Source organism: Streptomyces sp. NPDC050548, from assembly GCF_044457385.1.
GTDB lineage: Bacteria > Actinomycetota > Actinomycetes > Streptomycetales > Streptomycetaceae > Streptomyces.
Map to the genome: position 1 here is coordinate 189,894 of NZ_JBITGV010000004.1, position 21,702 is coordinate 211,595.

At 70.9% G+C, this 21,702-nt stretch carries 17 protein-coding genes; 14 read left to right on the forward strand and 3 right to left on the reverse strand.

Translation table 11 applies throughout. The annotated features are described in order from the left end of the window. Positions 1–245 precede the first annotated feature (245 nt). The 4 genes from gatC to gatB are packed head-to-tail and all read left to right on the forward strand — an operon-like array spanning position 246 to position 3,819. Positions 246–542, forward strand: a complete 297-nt coding sequence (gene gatC / locus ACIBJH_RS14045; protein WP_007384860.1) for an Asp-tRNA(Asn)/Glu-tRNA(Gln) amidotransferase subunit GatC — start codon at positions 246–248, stop codon at positions 540–542. A gap of 5 nt (positions 543–547) precedes the next feature. Continuing rightward, positions 548–2,050, forward strand: coding sequence for an Asp-tRNA(Asn)/Glu-tRNA(Gln) amidotransferase subunit GatA (gene gatA / locus ACIBJH_RS14050; RefSeq protein ID WP_262059029.1), 1,503 nt, complete (start codon positions 548–550; stop codon positions 2,048–2,050). Next, positions 2,047–2,289, forward strand: coding sequence for a hypothetical protein (locus tag ACIBJH_RS14055; protein ID WP_355920893.1), 243 nt, complete (start codon positions 2,047–2,049; stop codon positions 2,287–2,289). The genes gatA and ACIBJH_RS14055 overlap by 4 nt, the downstream gene beginning before the upstream one ends. 15 nt (positions 2,290–2,304) lie before the next feature. Next, positions 2,305–3,819 (forward strand): Asp-tRNA(Asn)/Glu-tRNA(Gln) amidotransferase subunit GatB, encoded by a 1,515-nt coding sequence (gatB, locus tag ACIBJH_RS14060; RefSeq protein ID WP_399117100.1) that lies wholly within the window; start codon positions 2,305–2,307, stop codon positions 3,817–3,819. Between the two features lie 53 nt (positions 3,820–3,872). Here gatB and ACIBJH_RS14065 read toward each other — a convergent pair whose 3' ends face one another. Beyond that, complete coding sequence (locus ACIBJH_RS14065) at positions 3,873–4,655, reverse strand: SAM-dependent methyltransferase (protein WP_399117101.1); 783 nt, start codon at positions 4,653–4,655, stop codon at positions 3,873–3,875. Positions 4,656–4,772: 117 nt separating this feature from the next. Between ACIBJH_RS14065 and ACIBJH_RS14070 the strand changes: the two genes are divergently transcribed. The 7 genes from ACIBJH_RS14070 to ACIBJH_RS14100 all read left to right on the forward strand — a co-directional run bounded on the left by ACIBJH_RS14070 (position 4,773) and on the right by ACIBJH_RS14100 (position 12,630). After that, positions 4,773–5,075, forward strand: coding sequence for a hypothetical protein (locus tag ACIBJH_RS14070; RefSeq protein WP_399117102.1), 303 nt, complete (start codon positions 4,773–4,775; stop codon positions 5,073–5,075). A gap of 206 nt (positions 5,076–5,281) precedes the next feature. Beyond that, complete coding sequence (locus ACIBJH_RS14075; protein WP_399117103.1) at positions 5,282–7,525, forward strand: MMPL family transporter; 2,244 nt, start codon at positions 5,282–5,284, stop codon at positions 7,523–7,525. Then, a complete protein-coding gene (locus tag ACIBJH_RS14080; RefSeq protein ID WP_399117104.1) occupies positions 7,503–8,063 on the forward strand; it encodes a GNAT family N-acetyltransferase in 561 nt (186 codons plus the stop codon). Before ACIBJH_RS14075 ends, ACIBJH_RS14080 begins: the two co-directional genes overlap by 23 nt. 50 nt (positions 8,064–8,113) lie before the next feature. After that, complete coding sequence (locus ACIBJH_RS14085) at positions 8,114–8,758, forward strand: hypothetical protein (protein ID WP_399117105.1); 645 nt, start codon at positions 8,114–8,116, stop codon at positions 8,756–8,758. A 198-nt stretch (positions 8,759–8,956) separates the two neighbouring features. Next, positions 8,957–9,142: a hypothetical protein gene (locus ACIBJH_RS14090; protein WP_399117106.1), complete on the forward strand. Its 186-nt coding sequence runs from the start codon at positions 8,957–8,959 to the stop codon at positions 9,140–9,142. Positions 9,143–9,255: 113 nt separating this feature from the next. Next, entirely contained in the window at positions 9,256–12,363 is a 3,108-nt protein-coding gene (locus ACIBJH_RS14095; RefSeq protein ID WP_399117369.1) for an AAA family ATPase, read from the forward strand. 36 nt (positions 12,364–12,399) lie between these two features. Continuing rightward, complete coding sequence (locus tag ACIBJH_RS14100) at positions 12,400–12,630, forward strand: DUF6191 domain-containing protein (protein WP_399117107.1); 231 nt, start codon at positions 12,400–12,402, stop codon at positions 12,628–12,630. On the opposite strand, the gene ACIBJH_RS14105 is transcribed toward ACIBJH_RS14100, so the two are convergent. Both ACIBJH_RS14105 and ACIBJH_RS14110 read right to left on the reverse strand, forming a co-directional pair. Continuing rightward, positions 12,587–13,741, reverse strand: a complete 1,155-nt coding sequence (locus ACIBJH_RS14105) for a PQQ-dependent sugar dehydrogenase (protein WP_399117370.1) — start codon at positions 13,739–13,741, stop codon at positions 12,587–12,589. The genes ACIBJH_RS14100 and ACIBJH_RS14105 overlap by 44 nt on opposite strands. A 405-nt stretch (positions 13,742–14,146) precedes the next feature. Further along, positions 14,147–15,145, reverse strand: a complete 999-nt coding sequence (locus ACIBJH_RS14110) for an aldo/keto reductase (protein WP_399117371.1) — start codon at positions 15,143–15,145, stop codon at positions 14,147–14,149. Between the two features lie 76 nt (positions 15,146–15,221). Between ACIBJH_RS14110 and ACIBJH_RS14115 the strand changes: the two genes are divergently transcribed. The 3 genes from ACIBJH_RS14115 (at position 15,222) to ACIBJH_RS14125 (ending at position 21,682) form a co-directional block, all read left to right on the forward strand. Next, positions 15,222–16,169, forward strand: coding sequence for a 2-hydroxyacid dehydrogenase (locus tag ACIBJH_RS14115; protein WP_399117108.1), 948 nt, complete (start codon positions 15,222–15,224; stop codon positions 16,167–16,169). Between the two features lie 446 nt (positions 16,170–16,615). Further along, a complete protein-coding gene (locus ACIBJH_RS14120; RefSeq protein WP_399117109.1) occupies positions 16,616–19,591 on the forward strand; it encodes a putative bifunctional diguanylate cyclase/phosphodiesterase in 2,976 nt (991 codons plus the stop codon). Positions 19,592–19,828: 237 nt separating this feature from the next. Further along, positions 19,829–21,682 carry an acetolactate synthase large subunit gene (locus tag ACIBJH_RS14125; protein WP_399117110.1) on the forward strand — a complete coding sequence of 618 codons (1,854 nt, stop codon included), beginning with the start codon at positions 19,829–19,831 and terminating at the stop codon, positions 21,680–21,682. Positions 21,683–21,702: the final 20 nt, after the last annotated feature.

A 21,702-nucleotide genomic window follows, 5' to 3' on the forward strand; every position in this document is an offset into this window, starting at 1 on the left:
GTGCGTCGTGGCCGGTCGCGCAGTTCCCCGCGCCCCTGACGACGCAGCCCTTGTTGTGAAGTGGATGGTGGGCAGGTCTGGGTGCGCCCGCGTGGCGGAGCCGCTGATCGACACAGCCCCGTGCCCCTGGGCAGCCCGCCTCGTGCCTGCTGAGAAGTGGGCGGTCGAAACCGTTTAACGGCTACGGCCCCCCGCCCCATAGGATTGGCCCCAAACCACACGCACTCACCCCAGAGGAACGCCGCATGCCTGGCATCACGCGCGAGGAGGTCGCCCACCTCGCCCGGCTGGCGCGTCTGGAGCTGAAGCCCGAAGAGCTCGAACACTTCGCGGGACAGCTGGACGACATCATCGGCGCGGTCGCCCGCGTCAGCGAGGTCGCCGACCAAGACGTACCGCCGACCTCTCACCCGCTGCCGCTGACGAACGTCATGCGCGCGGACGAGGTCCGTCCCTCGCTCACCCCCGAGCAGGCGCTCTCCGGCGCCCCGGCCCAGGAGCAGCAGCGTTTCAAGGTGCCGCAGATCCTGGGGGAGGACTAATCACCATGACGGACCACAGCAGCATCATCCGGCTCACCGCCGCCGAGACCGCCGCGAACATCGCGTCCGGCGTCCTCACGGCCGTCGAGGTCACCGAGGCCCACCTCGCCCGGATCGAGGAGGTCGACGCGAAGGTGCACGCCTTCCTGCACGTCGACCGCGAGGGCGCCCTCGCGCAGGCCCGTGCCGTCGACGCGAAGCGGGCCAGGGGCGAGGAGTTGGGTCCTCTCGCCGGCGTTCCGCTCGCGCTCAAGGACATCTTCACCACCGAGGGAATTCCGACGACCGTCGGTTCGAAGATCCTTGAGGGCTGGATCCCGCCGTACGACGCGACCGTCACCAAGCGGCTGAAGGCCGCCGACGTCGTCATCCTCGGCAAGACCAACATGGACGAGTTCGCCATGGGGTCCAGCACCGAGAACAGTGCGTACGGGCCTACCGGCAACCCGTGGGACCTGACCAAGATCCCCGGCGGCTCCGGCGGTGGCTCCTCCGCCGCGCTCGCCTCCTTCCAGGCGCCGCTCGCCATCGGCACCGACACCGGCGGTTCCATCCGTCAGCCGGCCGCCGTCACCGGCACGGTCGGCGTCAAGCCGACGTACGGGGCCGTGTCCCGCTATGGGATGGTCGCGTTCTCCTCCTCCCTCGACCAGGGTGGCCCGTGTGCCCGTACGGTCCTGGACGCGGCGCTGCTGCACGAGGTCATCGCCGGGCACGACCCGCTGGACTCCACGTCGATCGACGCCCCGGTCCCGCCGGTCGTCGAGGCCGCGCGGAACGGCAGTGTGCAGGGCATGCGCGTCGGCGTCGTCAAGCAGTTCCGCGGTGAGGGCTACCAGGCCGGTGTCATCCAGCGCTTCGACGAGGCCGTCGCCGTACTGAAGGAACTCGGCGCGGAGATCGTCGAGTTGGACTGCCCGTCCTTCGACCTCGCCCTGTCGGCGTACTACCTGATCGCGCCGAGCGAGTGTTCGAGCAACCTCGCCCGTTTCGACGGCCTGCGCTACGGCCTCCGTACCGGCGACGACGGCACCCACTCCGCCGAGGAGGTCACCTCCCTCACCCGTGAGGCGGGCTTCGGCCCCGAGGTGAAGCGCCGGATCATGCTCGGGACGTACGCGCTGAGTTCTGGGTACTACGACGCTTACTACGGCAGCGCCCAGAAGGTCCGTACGCTCATCACCCGCGACTTCGAGAAGTCGTTCGAGAGCGTCGATGTGATCGTGTCGCCGACGACGCCGACCACCGCCTTCCCGATCGGTGAGCGTGCCGACGACCCGATGGCGATGTACCTCGCGGACCTGTGCACCATCCCGACCAACCTGGCGGGCAACTCGGCCATGTCGCTGCCCTGCGGTCTCGCGCCGGAGGACGGTCTCCCGGTCGGACTGCAGATCATCGCCCCGGCGCTGAAGGACGACCGGCTTTACAAGGTCGGCGCCGCCGTCGAGGCCGCCTTCGTGGAAAAGTGGGGGCACCCGCTGCTTGAGGAGGCACCGTCGCTGTGAGCAACGCACTGTCGAAGGCCAAGGGCTTCAAGAAGTCCAAGTCCGGCACCTATGTGTCGATGGCCACCACCGCGTTCGGCGCGCTGGGTGTCGCCAAGCAGATCAAGAAGGCGCGCACCGAGCACGACACGCTCCGTCTGATCGACGCCACGGTCTCCGCCGTCGCGATCGTCACCGGCCTCGCCATCCTGTACCGCGAGCTGAAGCGGCTGGGCGACGACGACGTCCTGCTGGGCTGAGAGGGAAAGTTCACCGTGACCACCACGACCGACCTGGAGTCGTACGAGGACGCTCTCGCGTCGTACGACCCCGTCATGGGCCTTGAGGTCCATGTCGAACTCGGCACCAAGACCAAGATGTTCTGCGGCTGTTCGACCGAACTGGGCGCCGAGCCCAACTCGCAGACCTGCCCGACCTGCCTCGGCATGCCCGGCGCGCTCCCGGTCGTCAACGCGATCGGCGTCGAGTCCGCGATCAAGATCGGCCTCGCGCTGAACTGCGAGATCGCCGAGTGGTGCCGCTTCGCCCGGAAGAACTACTTCTATCCGGACATGCCGAAGAACTTCCAGACCTCCCAGTACGACGAGCCGATCGCCTTCAACGGCTACCTCGACGTGCAGCTGGAGGACGGCGAGACCTTCCGGGTGCAGATCGAACGCGCCCACATGGAGGAGGACACCGGCAAGTCGCTGCACGTCGGTGGCGCGACGGGCCGTATCCACGGCGCCTCGCACTCGCTGCTCGACTACAACCGCGCCGGCATCCCCCTCATCGAGATCGTCACCAAGCCGATCGAGGGTGCGGGCGAGCGCGCTCCCGAGGTCGCCAAGGCGTACGTCGCCGAGCTGCGCGAGCTGATCCGGGCCCTCGGGGTGTCCGAGGCGCGCATGGAGCAGGGGCAGATGCGCTGCGACGTGAACCTGTCGCTGCGTCCGCACGGCCGCGAGAAGTTCGGCACGCGGAGTGAGACGAAGAACGTCAACTCGCTGCGTTCCGTGGAGCGTGCCGCCCGTTACGAGATCCAGCGCCACGCCGCGGTGCTGAACTCCGGCGGCACGATCATCCAGGAGACCCGCCACTTCCACGAGGACACGGGGTCGACGACCTCGGGCCGCGTGAAGGAGGAGGCGGAGGACTACCGGTACTTCCCGGAGCCGGACCTGGTGCCGGTGGCCCCCTCGCGCGAGTGGGTCGAGGAGATCCGTACCGGACTGCCCGAGCTGCCGCTGGCCCGCCGCAACCGGCTGCAGGCCGAGTGGGCCATCTCGGCCTTCGACATGCAGTCCATCATCAACGCCGGTGCGCTGGACCCGATCGTCGCCACGATCGACGCCGGTGCCGACTCGGCCTCCGCCCGCAAGTGGTGGATGGGCGAACTGGCGCGCAGCGCCAACGAGTCGGGCACCTCGATCGACGAGCTGGCCATCACGCCGGAGCAGGTCGCCCGGGTCACCGCCCTGGTGACCGCCGGTGAGCTGAACGACAAGCTGGCCCGCCAGGTCATCGAGGGCGTTCTCGCCGGCGAGGGCACCCCGGACGAGGTCGTCGAGAAGCGCGGTCTGAAGGTCGTCTCCGACGACGGCGCCCTCACCACCGCCGTCCAGGAGGCCATCGCGGGCAACCCGGGCATCGCCGACAAGATCCGCGGCGGCAAGGTGGCCGCGGCCGGTGCCCTGGTCGGCGCGGTCATGAAGGCGACCCGAGGCCAGGCCGACGCGGCCCGCGTCAAGGAACTGATCCTGGAGCAGCTGGGCGTCAGCGAAGGCTGAGCCAGTACGCCGTGCACGGCCCCGGAGACCCGATCTCTCCGGGGCCGTTCCCGTTACACCCGGCGGCCCACGATCCGGGCGAAGCCCAGGAGTTGCCCCCGGTCGGCCGTCACCAGTTCCACCGACTCACGAGCCATCCGCGCCATCCAGTCGTAGGGACTCTCCTCGGCGCACACCTCGCTCCACAGCAGCCAGTCCTTCCAGCCGTCGGGCTGCCAGTCGGCGGCCTCGACCTCCACCGTCCCGCCGCGCGTCCAGTGGCGGCGCCACCAGTCGGGGGAGTGGAAGGCCCAGAAGCCGGGGTCCCAGAAGGGCTTCAGGCGCTCCGGCGGTTCGTCGCCGGGCAGTTCCTCCCGGAGCGCGGGCATGACGACGCCGATCCGGCCACCCGGCTTCAACAGCCGTGTCAGCGTGGGCAGATAGAGGTCTGCGGTGCCGAAGTACTGGTACGCGTCGATCGACACGATCGCGTCGAACGTGCCCTCCGCGAAGGGCAGGTCGTGCGCCTCCACATGCAGGGGCAGCACGCGGTCCGCGACACCCGCCTCGGCGATCCGTACGGCGTTCTCGTCGGGCTTCACCCACAGGTCGGCGGCGGTGACCTGGACGTCGTACTCCTTGGCGAGGAAGACGGAGGTCATGGCGCGTCCGCAGCCCAGGTCGAGCACGCGCGCGCCGGGGCGCAGCGTGTCGAGGCCGAGGGCCGGGGCCAGCCATTCCAGGAGCCACAGGGCGTGCGGGCCCATCTGGTTCTCGATGGTCCAGCGGACGTCGTAGGTGTTGCTGCGCGGGTAGCGGGGGTGGGTCAGGCGGTCGGTCAGTCCGATGTCGGCCATGGGTGAACGGGCTCCTCCGGTTCTGCGTAGCTTCCTGTGGGAGAGCAACGAGATTGTGGAGGACGTCGGTTGGCCGCGCACCAGGTTTCTCAGGCGGAGGCGCTACGCTCGCCCGCCATGGACGGACGCGGAGATTCCGAGTTGTCCGAATCGGACGACTTCGACGACCTGGCACTGGACGCGCGGCGGGCCCGCTGGACGGCGGTCCTGACCGGCGCCGTGCTGACGCTGGCCGGGGTGGCCGCGGCGGCGCTCCGGGCCACCGGTTCCGAACCGGTGCTCGTCCCGGCCGCCTATGCGGTGGGTGCCGCGCTGTGCGCGCTCGCGTCGGTGCTCGGCTCCCGGGGCCGTACCAGACGGGCGTTGTGGCTGCTGGTCGTCGGCGCGATGGTGATGGCGCTGGGGGACCAGTTCGACTGAGGTGCCTGCCGGGGTGACAGAGTCGCCGTTACTGTCCTGTGATCTGGCTCCCACTCCGGTGCTGAAGCCCTCGAACGTCATGAACGATCACTTTCGGCTGCGAGAGTGGACCGCGTATTGCTCACGCGTTCTTTGCGGGCTGTTCATCCTTCGGACGATGTTTCCCGGTCAAAGATCCACAATTCGCCATCCCCGGGAGCACGTTCGTGGCAGCCCTTGCCCGCTGGTGTGTTCGGCACCGCCTCGCCGCCGTCCTGTTGTGGCTCCTCGCGTTCGGCGGGGTCACCGCTGCCGCCGCCGTCACCGGCTCGGCGTACTCGAACGACTACGAGGCTCCCGGCACCGAGTCGGGCCGTGCGACTCAGCTGCTCAAGGAGGCGTTTCCGGGCCTCAGCGGCGACAGCGACACCGTCGTCTGGCGCACCTCGCCCGGCTCCGTCCGCGCCGCCGACGTCGAACAGACCATGACCGGTGTCCTGGACAAGATCTCCGGCCTGCCCGGAGTCGCCTCCGTGGTCAGCCCGTACGACGGGCAGGGCACCGGCCGGATCAGCGCCGACGGGCGGACCGCCTACGCCACCGTCACCTTCGCGCACCAGGCCGAGGACATCGACAAGTCCGAGGCACAGGCGGTCGTCCGTGCCGCGAAGGCCGCCGAGACCGACGGGCTCCAGGTCGAGCTGGGCGGCAGCGCCATCGGGCTCACCGAGTCGTCGAGCGGGCACACCGCCGAGATCGTCGGGGTGGCCGTCGCCGCGCTCGTACTGTTCCTCGCCTTCGGCTCGCTCGCCGCCTCGCTGCTGCCCATCGGCACCGCCCTGGTGAGCGTCGGCACCGCGTACGCGGCGATCGTGCTGCTCGGCCACGCCATGACGGTCGCCGACTTCGCGCCCATGCTCGGCATGCTGGTCGGGCTCGGCGTCGGCATCGACTACGCCCTGTTCATCGTGACCCGGCACCGGCGCGGGCTGAAACGCGGACTGTCCGTCACGGAGGCGGTCACCAACGCGGTCGTCACCACCGGACGCGCGGTCGTCTTCGCGGGCGCCACGGTGTGCATCGCCCTCCTGGGGATGCTGATCCTGCGGCTCGGCTTCCTCAACGGGGTCGCCGTGGCAGCCTCGTTGACCGTGATACTCACCGTCGCGGCCTCCGTCACACTCCTCCCGGCCCTGCTCTCCTTCATCGGCCCCCGCGCCCTCAGCCGCCGCGAACGGCGCCGGCTCGCCGAGCACGGACCCCAGCCGGAGCTGCCCACCGGCCTCGCCGCACGCTGGTCCGCGTTCGTCGAGCGCCACCCCAAACTCCTCGGCACCCTCGCCCTGGTCGTCATCACCGTCCTCGCCCTGCCGACGCTCTCCCTCCACCTGGGCACCTCCGACCAGGGCAACGACCCGAAAACCTCGACCACCCGGCAGGCCTACGACCTCCTTGCGCACGGCTTCGGCCCCGGCGTCAACGGCCCCCTCACCCTCGTCACGAAGATCGACGGCGCCGAGGACAGGCTCGCCCTCGACAACCTCGACGCCACCCTCCGCACCACCGAGGGCATCGCCGCCGTGACACCGGTGACCTACGACGCCGGCGGCTCCACCGGGTACTTCAGCGTCGTACCGGACTCGGCACCGCAGTCCCAGCGGACCAGCGACCTCGTCGAGCGGCTCCGCACCGAGGTGCTGCCCCGGGCCGAGACGGAGACCTCGCTGGACATCCACGTCGGTGGCGTCACGGCCGGCTACGACGACTTCGCCGCCGTCATCATCGGCAAACTCCCGCTGTTCGTCGGCGTCGTCATCTCGCTCGGCTGTGTGCTGCTTCTGCTCGCCTTCCGGTCCGTCGGCATCCCGCTCAAGGCCGCCGCGATGAACGTCGCCGCCGTGGCCGCCGCCTTCGGAGTCGTCGTCGCGATCTTCCAGTGGGGCTGGGGGAGCGAGTTCCTCGGCCTGGGCCGGGCCGGACCCATCGAGCCCTTCCTCCCCGTGATCATGGTGTCGGTCCTCTTCGGGCTCTCCATGGACTACCAGGTCTTCCTGGTCAGCCGGATGTACGAGGAATGGCTGGAAACCGGCGACAACCGCCGGGCCGTCCGCGTCGGCCTCGCCGAGACCAGCCGGGTCATCAACTCGGCCGCCGTCATCATGATCTCGGTCTTCCTCGCCTTCGTGCTCAGCGGCGACCGCGTGATCGCCATGTTCGGCATCGCGCTCGCCTCCGCCGTCGCCCTGGACGCGTTCGTCCTGCGTACCCTCCTGGTGCCGGCCCTCATGCACCTGCTCGGCGGCGCCAACTGGTGGCTGCCCCGCCGCCTGGACCGCGTCCTGCCCCGCATCAGCATCGAGCCGCCCGAGTGCCGCGCCGCCCATGAGAGGCTGGCCGCTGCGACGGACGCCGAGGTGGCGGACGTACTGGCGAAGGAGCGGGAGCAGGATGTACGCGATATCCCTGGGTGACGACGGAGCCGAACTGCGTCCCCTGGAGCCGTGGCACGCAGAGGAGTTCTTCGCCCACCTGGAGCGCGGCCGGGAGTTCATCGGCCAGTACATCTCCTTCGGCTCCAAGGAGACCGACGTCGAGTCCGCGCGGGCCATGCTCCAGCGCTACGCCGACCTGCGCGCCGCCGACAGCGCGTCCCTGCACGGCATCTGGCTGGACGGCAAGCTCGTCGGCGGCGTCCTCTTCCTGAACTTCCACGCCGACCAGGGCAACTGCGAGGTCGGCTGCTGGCTGGAACCCGCCGCCGCCGGGCGGGGGTTGATCACGCGCGCGATCCGGATCCTCATCGACTTCGCGATCGAGCAGCGCGGTGTCCACCGGGTCGAGTGGCATGCCGCCGCGGGCAATGAGAAGAGCCTGAATGTTGCGCGCCGCATGGGCATGACCAGGGACGGGGTCCTGCGTCAGTCGCACCCCTTTGGGGGCGTGCGGCACGACATCGAGGTGTGGTCCGTGCTCGCCCCCGAGTGGCGCGAGGCACGCGCGCGTGCCTGACACAGCGATCTTTAAGGAACTTCTCAGAAACCACCCCTACCGTGCGCACCATGGGTACCAAGACTGTTGACGAGGCCGCGAACGAGGCCCCCGAGGTGAAGAGCGACGCGGAAACCGTCGACGTCACCAAGACCGATGTGACGAAGACCGATGTCACCAAGACCGACGAGGAAGTGACCGAGCAGGAGCCCGCCAACGCGGAGGCCGCCGAGGCCGAGGCCTCCGAGGACGAGGACGACCTCACCGAGGAGGAGTACGCGGCCGAGCTCGCGAAGCTCGGGCTTGAGGAGCCGGAAGCCTCCTCCGGCGTCGGCCAGGGTGCCGCCGCCGTGGTCTCCGCCGCGCTCGGCTTCATCTCGCTCTCCGGCGGCTGGATCGGCTCCGTCGCCGCCGCCCGTGAGACCCTCGTCGGCCAGCTCCACACCGCCTCCACCGCGAGCGTCGCGACGCAGATCAAGGAGGTCTACGGCGACGCGTGGCACACCACCGCGCTGTGGGCCGGCATCTTCGCCCTGGTGGGCCTGTTCGTCGGCGTCGGCGCCCTGGTCCGGCCCGCCTTCGGTACCCCCGGCAAGCCGCAGGCCACCTGGATCAAGTCGGTCTCCTGGGCGGGCGTAGCCCTTGGCGTCGTAGGCCTGCTCCTGGCCGTCCTGAAGTACACCGACGTCCTGCTCAGCCTGCCGTCCGCGAGCTGAGTCACCGCAGTTCATCAGGGGTCTTAGGTCCTCCGTAAGCACCTTACGGAGGACCTGAGGCCCCTTACGCACGTCTAAGGCCCGCCCGGCCCCGCAAGATGCGGAACTCTCCCGATGTGGCGGACCCCCCTTGGAGACGAAGGTTGAGGCATCGCAGAGAGCGAAGCCGAAAAACCGCCTCCACCAAGGGACTTGAGAATGTACGAGTACGAGATCCACCAGCTCCGTTCCGCCGAACTCCGCCGGCAGGCCGCCAACGAGCGGCTGGTCCGCGAGGCCGTCCGCGGCCGCCGCGCCGCCCGCCGCGAGCAGGCCAGGCAGGCCGCCGAGAGCGAGGTGCATACCGAACGCCCGCGCAGGCACCTGTTCGCCCGCGCCTCGTGACCGGCCGGGCGCGGGAGGGCGGCCGTACCGCGCCCGCCCGGCAGACCGGCGGGACGCTCCTGCCCGCGCTCGCCCTCCCGAAAACGAGTGCCGCGTTGTCAGACCCGCGTGACATCCTCGGGACCGTGGAGACCAGGTCCGTCAGTCCGGTCTTCGTCGGCCGCGCCGACGAACTGGACACGCTGAACGACGCGCTCGCCCGCGCTGCCGCGGGCGAGCCGCAGGCGTTGCTGCTGGGCGGCGAGGCCGGCGTCGGGAAGACCCGGCTCGTCGAGGAGTTCGCCACCACCGTCTGCCGCCGGGGCGCCGTCGTCGCGCTCGGCGGCTGCGTCGAGATCGGCGCGGACGGCCTGCCCTTCGCCCCGTTCTCCACCGCCCTGCGCGCCCTGCGCCGCGAACTCCCCGCCGAACTGTCCGCGGCCGCCGCCGGCCAGGAGGAGGAACTCGCCCGGCTGCTCCCCGAGTTGGCGGAGACCCCCACCGCGCACCGGGCCAGCCGCGGCGACGAGGAGGGCATGGCCCGCCTCTTCGAACTCACCGCGCGACTCCTGGAACGCGTCGCCGCCGAGCGCACGGTCGTCGTCGCCCTGGAGGACCTGCACTGGGCCGACGCCTCCACCCGCCACCTCCTCGCCTACCTCTTCCGCACCCTGCGCACCGGCCGCCTCCTCGTCCTCGCCACCTACCGCGCCGACGACATCCACCGCCGCCACCCGCTGCGCCCCCTCCTCGCCGAACTCGACCGGCTCCGCACGGTCCGCCGGATCGAACTCGGCCGCTTCAACCGGCAGGAAGTGGCCCGCCAGATCGCCGGCATCCGCGCCGCCGAACCCGACCCCGCCCAGGTCGACGAGATCTTCCGGCGCTCCGACGGCAACGCGTTCTTCGTCGAGGAACTCGCCGTCGCCGCCCAGGACGGCTGCCGCACCGGCCTCACCGACTCCCTGCGCGACCTGCTCCTCGTCCGCGTCGAGTCACTGCCCGAGAGCGCCCAGCGGGTCGCCCGGATCGTCGCCGAGGGCGGCTCCACCGTCGAGTACCGACTGCTCGCCGCCGTCGCCCGGCTCGCCGAGGACGACCTCATCGAGGCGCTGCGGGCGGCCGTCGGCGCCAACATCCTCCAGGCCGCGCCCGGCGGCGACGGCTACCGCTTCCGGCACTCCCTGGTCCGCGAGGCGGTCGGCGACGACCTGCTGCCCGGTGAGCGCTCTCGCCTCAACCGCCGCTACGCCGAAGCCCTGGAGGCGGACCCGACACTCGTCCCCGCCGACCAGCGCGTCATGCGGCTGGCCAGCTACTGGTACCACGCCCACGACCCCGCCAAGGCGCTCCCCGCCGTCCTGGACGCCTCCGTCGCGGCCCGCGGCCGGCACGCCCACTCCGAGCAACTGCGGCTCCTGGAGCGGGCGATGGAGCTGTGGGACACGGTCCCCGACGAAGTACGCGCCGGACTGCGGCCCGTCGACTACGCCGAGGTGTATCCCGCCTGCGGCTGCGACCCCGAGACCACACCCCTGCGCTACCTCGACCTGATGGCGGAGGCCGCCGTCGCCGGGCGGCTCAGCGGGGAGCGCGAGCGCGCCCTGAAGATCACCAAGCGGGCCCTGCACCTCCTGGAGGACGAGGCGGACCCGCTGCGGGCCGCCTGGTTCTGGGTGCAGCGCTCCGTCCTGGTCCGGCACCAGGGCCGCGGCGACGGCTGGCCGGAACTCGCCTCCGCGCAGGAGCTGGTGCGCGGCCTGCCGCCCTCCGAGGTGCACGCGGAGGTACTGGCCAAGGTCGCCGGCTGGTCGATGGTGCACGTCCCGGGACCGGACGCCTATGCGGCCGCCGAGCGTGCGGTGGAGTACGCGCGCATGGTGGGCGCCCGCGAGATCGAGATGGACGCCCGCCTCACCCTGGCCGGCCTCATGGTCGCCTCCGGTGACGTCGAAGCGGGCCTCGCCGAACTGACCGAGGTCAACGAACGGACGGTCGCCGAGGGCATCTCCACCGTCGCCGGCCGCAGTTACGTGAACCTTCCGTCCTCCCTCGAAACCGTCGGCCGCTCCCGCGAGGCCGTGCCGATCCTGGAGACCGGGCTCGCCTTCGCCAAGAAGTTCGGCCAGTTCGACAAAGAGGCCTGGATCTGGGGCAACCTCGCCGAATCCCTTTTCACCCTGGGCCGCTGGGACGAGGCCGCCGAGGCCGCGACCAAGGCCGAGCACGTGGGCCAGAGTTCCAAACCCCGCGGCTTCCACGCCCGCCTCCTGGCCGAACTCGCGCTCGCCCGGGGCGAGGTGACCGAGGCCCGCCGCCAACTCGCCGCCGCCCGCGAGCACTACGGCACCCATGACGTCGCACCCCAGCACCACCAGCCCCTGGAGCGGATCGAGATCCAGGTCGCCGCCGCCGAGGGCCGCCTCCTCGACGCCCGCGCCACCCTCGAACAGGTCCTGGACTCCGGCTTCCGGCCCGGCACCCATTTCGAGACCTGGCCCCTGCTGCTGGCCGCCGCCGTCGCCGAGGCCCAGGCCATCGGCCTGCCCGCCGCCGACCCCGGCCGCCCCAAGATCCTCGAACGCATCCGGGAGGCCGCCAAACGGGTCGCCACCAATGCGCCCGTCTGGCAGGCCCACGAGCGCTGGCTCCGCGCCGAACTGCTGCGTGCCGAGGGCCGCTGCACGCCGGACGACTGGTCCGAGGCGGTCGTCGCCTTCGAGCGCCTCGACCGTCCCTACGACCTCGCCCGCGTCCGCCACCGCCTGGCCGAAGCGCTCCTGTCCGGGACCGGCGGGGGCGACACCGGCTCCGATACCGGGACGGGCACCGACGGCGGCAGCGGTGACGACCGGCGCGACCGCGCCACCGAACTCCTCCGGCTGTCCGGCGCCGTCGCCGAGCACCTGGGCGCCCGCCCCCTCGCCGACTCCGTCGCCCTGCTCGCCCAGCGGGCCCGGCTGACGCTCACCAGGGTCCCGGCGCCGAGAGCCGTCCCCGCCGACCCCGTCGAGGCGCTCGGCCTCACCAACCGGGAGCGCGACGTCCTGCGCCTGGTCTCCGCCGGCCGCACCAACCGTCAGATCGCCGAGGAACTCTTCATCTCCCCGAAGACCGCGAGCGTCCACGTCTCGAACATCCTCGGCAAGCTGGGCGTCTCCGGCCGGGGCGAGGCGGCGGCCGTGGCCCACCGGCTGGGGCTCTTCCCGCCCGACCCGCTCACCGTGCGTTCGGCCGGATGAGTCGTACGCTGTAGGAGACCGGCCAGGGGAGGCCCCGTGTTCAACATGTTCGAGGAACTGTTCTCACCGGGCCGCAAGCACACCCAGGACGAGGCCAACCGGCTGGAGCTGACCAGGGTCGACGTCGCCGACGGCGACCCCGGACGCGGCCCGATAGACCTGGAGTCCGGGAAGGTCGTCGTACGGCTGCCGGACCCCTCCGGTGATGACTCCGATCCCTCCGCTACGACACCTGAAGCTCCAGAATCCGGTCGTCCCCCGACTTAGGCGTGCCCCGGCCGTCCGTGTTGCTGGTGACCAGCCACAGCTTGTCGTCGCCGGCCGAGACCACCGTGCGCAGGCGGCCGTACTCACCGGTGAGGAAGGCCTGCGGGGCGGCCGACGCCTTTGTGCCGTCCAGCGGGATGCGCCACAGGCGCTGTCCCTTCAGGCCCGCCATCCATATGGAGCCCTCGGCATAGGCGATGCCGCTGGGGGAGGCGTCGTCGGTGTGCCACTGCGTGATCGGGTTGTGGTACTTGGGGTCGCTGCCCTTGCCCTCCGCGTCCGGCCAGCCGTAGTCGTCGCCCGGCGTGATCGCGTTCAGCTCGTCCCAGGTGTCCTGGCCGAACTCCGAGGCGAACAGCCGTTGCTTGGAGTCCCAGGCCAGACCCTGCACATTGCGGTGGCCGTAGGTGTACACCGGCGAGTCCGGGAAGGGGTTGCCCGGCGCCGGGTCGCCCTCCGGGGTCAGCCGCAGGATCTTGCCGCCCAGGGACTTCTTGTCCTGTGCCAGACCCCGCTGACCGCTCTCGCCCGTGCCCGCGTACAGCATGCCGTCCGGGCCGAAGGCGATCCGGCCGCCGTTGTGGATATAGCCCTTGGGGATGCCCTTGAAGATCGTGTCCGGGGCGCCCAGCTGCTCACCGGCGGGCTTCTTCTCGTCGTACAGCATGCGGACGATGCGGTTGTCCGAGGCGGAGGTGAAGTAGGCGTAGATCATGTGGTCCGAGGCGTAGTCCGGGGAGAGCGCGATGCCGAGGAGGCCGCCCTCGCCCGCCGCGGAGACCCCGGAGACACTGCCCAACTCGGTCTTCCGGCCGGTCTTCTCGGTGATCCGGGTGATCGTGCCGTCGTCGCGGGAGGAGACGAGCAGGTTCCCGTCGGGCAGCGCGGCCAGACCCCAGGGGGTCTTGAGGCCCTCGGTGACCGTGCGCAGCACCTTCACGGTGCCCTTGGCGGGCGGGAGCTGCGCGGCGGGCTGTCCGGAGGACGACGACCCCGTGGCCGTACCGGCGCTGCCGAACGGTGCGGTGGTGCGGTCGCCCGGCAGGGTGCCGTCGCCGGAGGAGCAGCCGGCCGTCAGCAGGAGTGCGGTCACGGCCAGGGCGGCCGACACGACTCGACGTTGCACGATCAGGTCCCTTCGACGGGCGGGTTCTACTTGTCATACACCGCTCGCGCCGCACAGGTTCCCGATCATCGACGACCGACGCAGGATCGAGCCCTCTTCCGAACGCGGCGGTAAGACGGCGGAGGCGCTGACATCAGGGGCTCCGCCGCAGGCGAGGCCGCACGCACCGCACCCCGCTCACCGGCGCCGATCAGTCGCCGCTGCTTTCCTGCGACCTGGTTCGCCGGACAAGCCCTGTCCCCCGTACGGCAGTTAGGGCCTGCCCGGCGGAGCGGGCCGTGGGAAATCGGAGGCGCCGGAGCGGAGTCGGTGAGCGGGGCCGGGACTGGGGAAGAGTGACGGCAACGCGGCACACACCCCGCGTCTGCGACCTGGGCCGCCGGAGACGGCCTAGTCCCAGGAGCCCAGTGCCGCCGGGAGTTCCGCCACCTCCGTGAGGTCTTCCGGTGTGAGGCGGAGTTCCGCCGCCCCCGCGTTCTCCGTCACCCAGCGCTCCTGCTTGGTGCCGGGGACCGGCACCACGTGCGGGCCCTGCGTCAGCGTCCAGGCCAGAGCCACCTGTGCCGGGGTGACCTCCGGGCCGTGCCGGCGGGCCACCCTGCGGAGGCCGGCCACGATCGGCTGGTTCGCGGCGGTCATCTCGGCGGTGAAGCGGGGGTGCCGGGCCCGCACGTCGTCCGGTTCGAAGCCCTCGCCAGGGGTCAGGGTGCCGGTGAGGAAGCCGTTGCCGAGCGGCATCGCCGCGAGGAAACCGACCCCGCGCGCCGCGCACCACGGCAGCAGCGCGTCCAGTGCCTCCGTCGACCACACCGACAACTCGGCCTGTACCGCCGTGACCGGGAACACCTGTTGTACGCGCTGGAGTTGGCGGATCGTTCCGTCATGCAGCCGCGCCCCGGGCCGGCGTGCGGCGCGGGCACCGACCGCGCACACCCCCAACGCCCTTACTTTTCCGGCCTGTACGAGGTCCGCCATCGCACCCCAGGTCTCCTCGACCGGGACCTCGGGGTCGGCGCGGTGCAGTTGGTAGAGGTCGATCACCTCGGTCTGGAGGCGGCGCAGCGAGGCGTCGCAGGCGCGTTTCACATAGCCGGGGCGGCCGTTGGCCACGATGTGCTGCTCGCCGACCAGCAGACCGACCTTGGTCGACACGAACGCGTCCTGCCGCCGTTCCTTCAACACCCGCCCCAGCAGCAGCTCGTTGGTGAACGGGCCGTACATGTCGGCGGTGTCCAGGAGCGTCATGCCCAGGTCGAGCGCCCGGTGCACGGCCCTGACCGACTCGTCGCCCCGCTGCCGTGACCCGCTGTAGGCCCAGCTCATCGGCATGCAGCCGAGTCCGACGGCCCCCATCGAGAGCGCCCCCGCACCGATCGTCCTGCGCTCCACCTGCTCGTGACCCTCCCTCTCCTGGCCCACCAACCTAACCTCTACGCGCGCGTGGCCTTGCCATAGCCTCCTGACCATGACTGTCGACGTATGGCTGCCCATCCCGCCGGAGGAGATCGAAGGGCTCCCCGTGGGGCCCAACTACCTTTTCTGGGACGGAGGTGAGGACTTCCCCGCGGACCCGGCCGACTGTGCCTTCTACGTCGTGCCCTACATGAAGAGCAGCGAGATCGGTGTACGGCCGCTGCCGGCGATGGTCTCCGTGGAGGTCGTGCAGACGCTGTCGGCCGGTATCGACCATGTGCAGCCGGGGCTCAAGCACCTGCGCCCCGGTGTGCGGTTGTGCAATGCGCGCGGGGTGCACGAGGCGAGCACCGGTGAGTTGGCGCTGACCTTGATCCTCGCCTCGCTGCGGGGCGTCCCCGGCTTCGTGCGGGCGCAGGACAAGGGGCAGTGGCTCGGCGGGTTCCACCCGGCGCTCGCCGACCGGTCCGTCCTCATCGTCGGCTACGGCGCGATCGGAGCCGCTATCGAGGACCGGCTCACTCCCTTCGAGCTCGCGCGGGTGGCGCGCGTGGCGCGCTCCGGGCGCACCACGGAGCGCGGACCGGTGCATCCGTTCACCGAACTGCCCGCCCTGCTCCCGGACGCGGACGTCGTCGTCCTGTCCACGCCCCTCACGGAGACCACGCGTCACCTGGTCGACGCCGAGTTCCTGGCCCGGATGAAGGACGGGGCGCTGCTGGTCAACGTGGCCCGCGGTCCCGTCGTGGACACGAAGGCGCTGCTCGCGGAGCTGGAAAGCGGCCGTATCACCGCCGCGTTGGACGTCACCGACCCCGAACCGCTGCCCCAGGGGCACCCGTTGTGGCAGGCGCCGGGCGTGCTGATCAGTCCGCATGTCGGCGGGCCGACGTCGGCGTTCCTGCCGCGTGCCAAGCGTCTGGTGGTGGACCAGTTGGGGCGGTTCGTGAACCATGAGCCGCTGCGCAACGTGATCCTTACGACAGGACCGACGGAGTAGTCGCAACAGGCGTGCAATCCGCTTCCGGCACCCTCCGCAACCTTCCGGAAGCGGGGCGTGCACGCATCTCCGCTGGTCGTCACGGAGCGTAGAGGAACTATGTCCCTGAGTGACGAGACTGGTGTATCGTCCCGGCAGGGGCTGCGCCGCGCACCGTTCGGCGCCGGGGACGGACATTTCAGACTGTGAGGGGGGCGACGGGCGATGCACGGCCTATGGACGAGCGATCCGACGCGGCGGGGCCGCCGACGGCGACCCTGGCGCACCGCCGCGCGCAGACGCGGCCACCACGGCAATCACAGCGGTCACGGCAGCCGCGGCGGTCAGGGCGGACAGCACAGCCACTCCAGCCATCACCACCGCAGGCACAACAGCCGCCGCAGGCACGCCCATTCAGCACACCGGGGCCTGCGGGACCCGGGAGCGACGCGGACCGGGAGGGCCCGGTGAGTTCGCCACCGTCTGCGACGACCACCCTCAACGGGGCGCTCCGGGACCGGACTTCACCGGGAGCGCGGCAGCCACGACCGCCGGCCCCCGGCGGCTGGGGCCTGGTCCAGCAACTCGTCCTGGCCCTGATCTGCGCGGGATACGCCGTCGGTTCCGCGCTCGACTGGGGGTCGCACCAAGTCGCCCTGATCATGGGCGACTTCGGGCTCAGCGCGGCGGCCGGTACCGCCGCCGTCTCCTGCTTCCTCTACGCGCGAAGCCGCCGTATCCGCTTTCGACCCGCCTGGCTGCTGTTCTCGCTCTCCTCGGCGATGGCGGCACTGGGCAACGGAGTCTGGGGGTGGTACGAGGTCGTCCTGGAGCGCACCGTGCCCAGCCCCAGCTTCGCCGATCTGTTCTTCCTGTGCTTCGCTCCGCCCGCCATCGTCGGCCTCCTGGTGCTGGCCAAACGGCCCGTCACCAAGGCGGGTTGGGTCTGTCTGGCGCTCGACGCCTGGCTGATCGGCGGCTCGCTGCTCACGCTCTCCTGGAGCCTCGCGCTGGCCCAGGCCGCCAAGTTCGACGGGCCGAGCGTGGCCCACACCGCGCTCTCCCTGGCGTACCCACTGCTCGACATCGCCCTGGTCAGCATGGTGCTCGCGCTGCACTTCCGGCGCTCCTCGGTCAACCGCACCGCCGTGAACACCGCGATCGGCGCGCTGGCCCTGACCGTGATGTGCGACGCCCTGTTCACCTCGCCGCTGCTCCACAACAACTACCACTCGGGCCAGTTGCTCGACGCGGGCTGGTTCGCCGGCTCACTGCTCCTCGCCTACGCCCCCTGGGCCGCGCCCCGGCACGCCCAGCCCGAGGACGACGGGCACACGCGCGTGGTGCACGAACACCGGCCCGGACAGCGCGCCGGCGTCCAGCACCCGGCACCCGCGCCGGGCGGTGACCACGGCCGCTATCCGGCCACCCGGCCGATCGCCGGTTCCCTGGCCGCGCTCACCCCGTATCTCGCCGCCGCCGTCTGCACGCTGGGGATTCTCTACAACGTCCTCAACGGCCGCAGCCCCGACCGCGTGGTGCTCATCACCGCGGGCTGTGTGGTGCTCGCCCTCGTGGTCCGCCAGGGCATCATGCTGCTCGACAACATCACCCTCACCCAGGAGTTGGCCCAGAAGGAGAACCACTTCCGCTCCCTGGTCCAGGGCTCCAGCGACGTCATCATGATCGCCGCCCCGAACGGCATCCTGCGCTACGTCTCCCCGGCCGCCGCCGGTGTCTACGGCAAGCCCGCGGAGGAACTCGTCGGCAACGAACTGGCCTCGCTCATCCACCCCGAGGACCTGGGCTGTGTGGTGCACGAGGTGCGCCGCTTCCTCGCCGCCAGCCCCTACGAGGAGTCCAACACCCGTATCGAGTGCCGCTTCCGGTCCGGCGACGGCGGCTGGCTCAACGTCGAGTCGACCGTCAACCGCCATCACGGCGGCCTGATCTTCAACAGCCGGGACGTCACCGAACGCGTGCGCCTCCAGGCACAGTTGCAGCACAACGCCGAGCACGACCCGCTCACCGACCTGCCCAACCGCGCCCTGTTCACCAGGCGCGTCCAGCAGGCCCTGTCCGGCCGCCGCTCCACCGACCGCGGCACCGCCGTCCTCTTCATCGACCTCGACGGCTTCAAGGCCGTCAACGACACCATCGGCCACCAGGCCGGGGACGAACTCCTCATCCAGGCCGCCCGCAGGCTCGACGGTGCGGTCCGGCACGGCGACACCGCCTCCCGGCTCGGTGGCGACGAGTTCGCGGCCCTGATCGTCGGCGACGGCACCCGGGACCGGGCCGCCCGCGAGCGGCACATCATGGAACTCGCCGACCGCCTGCGCATCACCCTGTCCCAGCCGTATTTGATCGACGGCAACGATGTCCGCGTCGCCGCCTCCATCGGCGTCGCCTTCGCCGAACCGGGCCTGGGCGCGGGGGAGTTGCTGCGCAACGCCGACCTCGCGATGTACCGCGCCAAGGGGGCCGGCAAGGGCCGGGTCGAGCTGTACGCCCCGCAGATGCAGCAGGACGTCGTACGGAAGGCGGAGCTGGCGACGCGGTTGCGGGCGGCGCTGCACGACGGCGAGTTCGCGCTGCTGCACCAGCCCGTGGTGTCGCTGACGGACGGCCGGATCACGTCGGTCTCCACGCAGGCGCGCTGGCGTTCGTCGCAGGGCGTGCTGTTCACGCCGGCCGAGTTCCTGCGGGTGGCCGAGGACAGCGACAGGACCGCCGAGCTGGGGCGCTGGATGCTGGAGGAGGCCGTGGAGCAGGCCGCCGAGCGCCTCGCGGCCGGGCCCGCCGTGTCCGTGGCCGTGCGGATGAGTGCCCGGCGGCTGCTGGACAAGTCGATGCCGCTCGGCTCGATCGAGGCCCTGCTGACCCGGCACGGGCTGCCGTCCGGCTCCCTGGTCGTCGAGCTGTCCGACACCGACCCCCGCGTCTCCCTGGACGAGCTGGAGCGCCGGCTGACCGCCCTGCGCCGGCTCGGCGTCCGGATCGCCCTGGACGGCTTCGGCAGTGGTTACGCGACCATCACGACGCTACGGCGGCTCCCCGTCGACGTACTGAAACTGGACCGCAGTCTGGTCGAGGGCGTCGTCGAGTCCGCGCGGCTGCACAAGATCACCAGCGGGCTGCTGCGGATCGCCGGAGACCTCGGGCTCCAGTCCGTGGCCGACGGCGTCGACCTGCCGGAACAGGTGGTCGCCCTGCGCGCGATGGGCTGCACGCACGGGCAGGGCATGGCCTTCTCCGGGCCGCTGGACGAGTACCGGCTGCGCCGGGCCCTGTCCTGCGGCCACTATCCGGTGCCGCACGGGCCCGCGGAGCCCGCGTTCGCGGGCGGCGGCTCAGGGGTGTACACCAGTAATGTGCCCGTCGTTTTCGGGGGCGGAACGGCCCTCCGCTCACATAATGAGACTCCCGTCCCACCCACTTGACAGTCGGTGCGTGCCGGGGGGAGGGTCAGTCCCATGCGCACCCGAATTCTCGTACTTGGAAAGCGCGTCGGCTGAAGCTGGTGACGTCCGGACGGACCCGGAACTCCCAGCGACCGCACCCGGCGCGCTCCCCTCGCTTGCCTCACGGCACGAGGGGTTTTTTGTTGCACAGGATCGAGTCGTGCAGCAGCAGAACCCCGCACAAACCTCGCAAAAACCCTCAGCATCGAGAAGAGAATGACGATGACCGAGCAGGCCACCGGGGCCCATCCGCAGCCGCGGCCCCGATCCGGAGGACAGCCGTCCGCCCCCGAGCACGTCACGGGCGCGCAGTCCCTCATCCGCTCTCTTGAGGAAGTCGGGGCCGACACGGTATTCGGCATCCCCGGCGGTGCGATCCTTCCGGCGTACGACCCGCTGATGGACTCGACCCGGGTGCGTCACGTCCTGGTCCGGCACGAGCAGGGCGCGGGTCACGCGGCCACCGGCTACGCGCAGGCCACCGGCAAGGTCGGCGTCTGCATGGCGACCTCAGGGCCCGGCGCCACCAACCTGGTGACCCCGATCGCCGACGCGCACATGGACTCGGTGCCGCTCGTGGCGATCACCGGGCAGGTCGCGTCCAAGGCGATCGGTACGGACGCCTTCCAGGAGGCGGACATCGTCGGCATCACGATGCCGGTCACCAAGCACAACTTCCTGGTCACCAGGGCCGAGGACATCCCGCGCGTCATCGCGCAGGCCTTCCACATCGCCTCCACCGGCCGCCCGGGCCCGGTGCTGGTCGACATCGCCAAGGACGCCCTCCAGTCCAAGACCACCTTCTCCTGGCCGCCGGTCATGGATCTGCCCGGCTACCGCCCGGTGACCAAGCCGCACGCCAAGCAGATCCGCGAGGCCGCCAAGCTGATCACCGCCGCGAAGCGGCCCGTCCTCTACGTCGGCGGCGGCGTCATCAAGGCGCACGCCACCGCCGAGCTGAAGGTCCTCGCGGAACTCACCGGAGCGCCCGTCGTCACCACCCTGATGGCGCGCGGCGCATTCCCCGACAGTCACGAGCTGCACGTGGGAATGCCGGGCATGCACGGTTCGGTCACCGCCGTCACCGCGCTGCAGAAGAGCGACCTGATCGTCGCCCTCGGAGCCCGCTTCGACGACCGCGTCACCGGCAAGCTGGACAGCTTCGCGCCGTACGCCAAGATCGTCCACGCCGACATCGACCCCGCGGAGATCGGCAAGAACCGCGCCGCCGACGTGCCGATCGTCGGGGACGCCCGCGAGGTCATCGCCGACCTGGTCCAGGCCGTGCAGAAGGAGCACAGCGAGGGGCACAGCGGCGACTACACCGCCTGGTGGAAGGACCTCAACCGCTGGCGCGAGACCTACCCGCTCGGCTACGACCAGCCCGACGACGGCTCGCTCTCCCCGCAGCAGGTCATCGAGCGGATCGGCCAACTCGCCCCGGAGAACACGATCTTCGCGGCGGGCGTCGGCCAGCACCAGATGTGGGCCTCGCAGTTCATCAAGTACGAGAAGCCCGCGACCTGGCTCAACTCCGGCGGCGCCGGAACCATGGGCTACGCGGTCCCGGCCGCGATGGGCGCCAAGGCAGGGGCCCCCGAGCAGACGGTCTGGGCGATCGACGGCGACGGCTGCTTCCAGATGACCAACCAGGAACTCACCACCTGCGCCCTGAACAACATCCCGATCAAGGTCGCCATCATCAACAACGGCGCCCTCGGCATGGTCCGCCAGTGGCAGACCCTGTTCTACAACCAGCGCTACTCCAACACCGTGCTGCACAGCGGCCCGGAGGCGGACGGCAAGCAGCCGAGCGCGGGCACCCGCATCCCCGACTTCGTCAAGCTGTCGGAGGCGATGGGCTGTTACGCGATCCGCTGCGAGTCCCCCGACGACCTCGACAAGGTCATCGAGGAGGCGAACTCGATCAACGACCGCCCCGTCGTGATCGACTTCATCGTCCACGAGGACGCCATGGTGTGGCCGATGGTCGCCGCCGGCACCTCCAACGACGAGGTCATGTTCGCCCGGGACGTCCGCCCCGACTTCGGCGACAACGAAGACGACTGAGCGAGAGAGACCACAGAGAA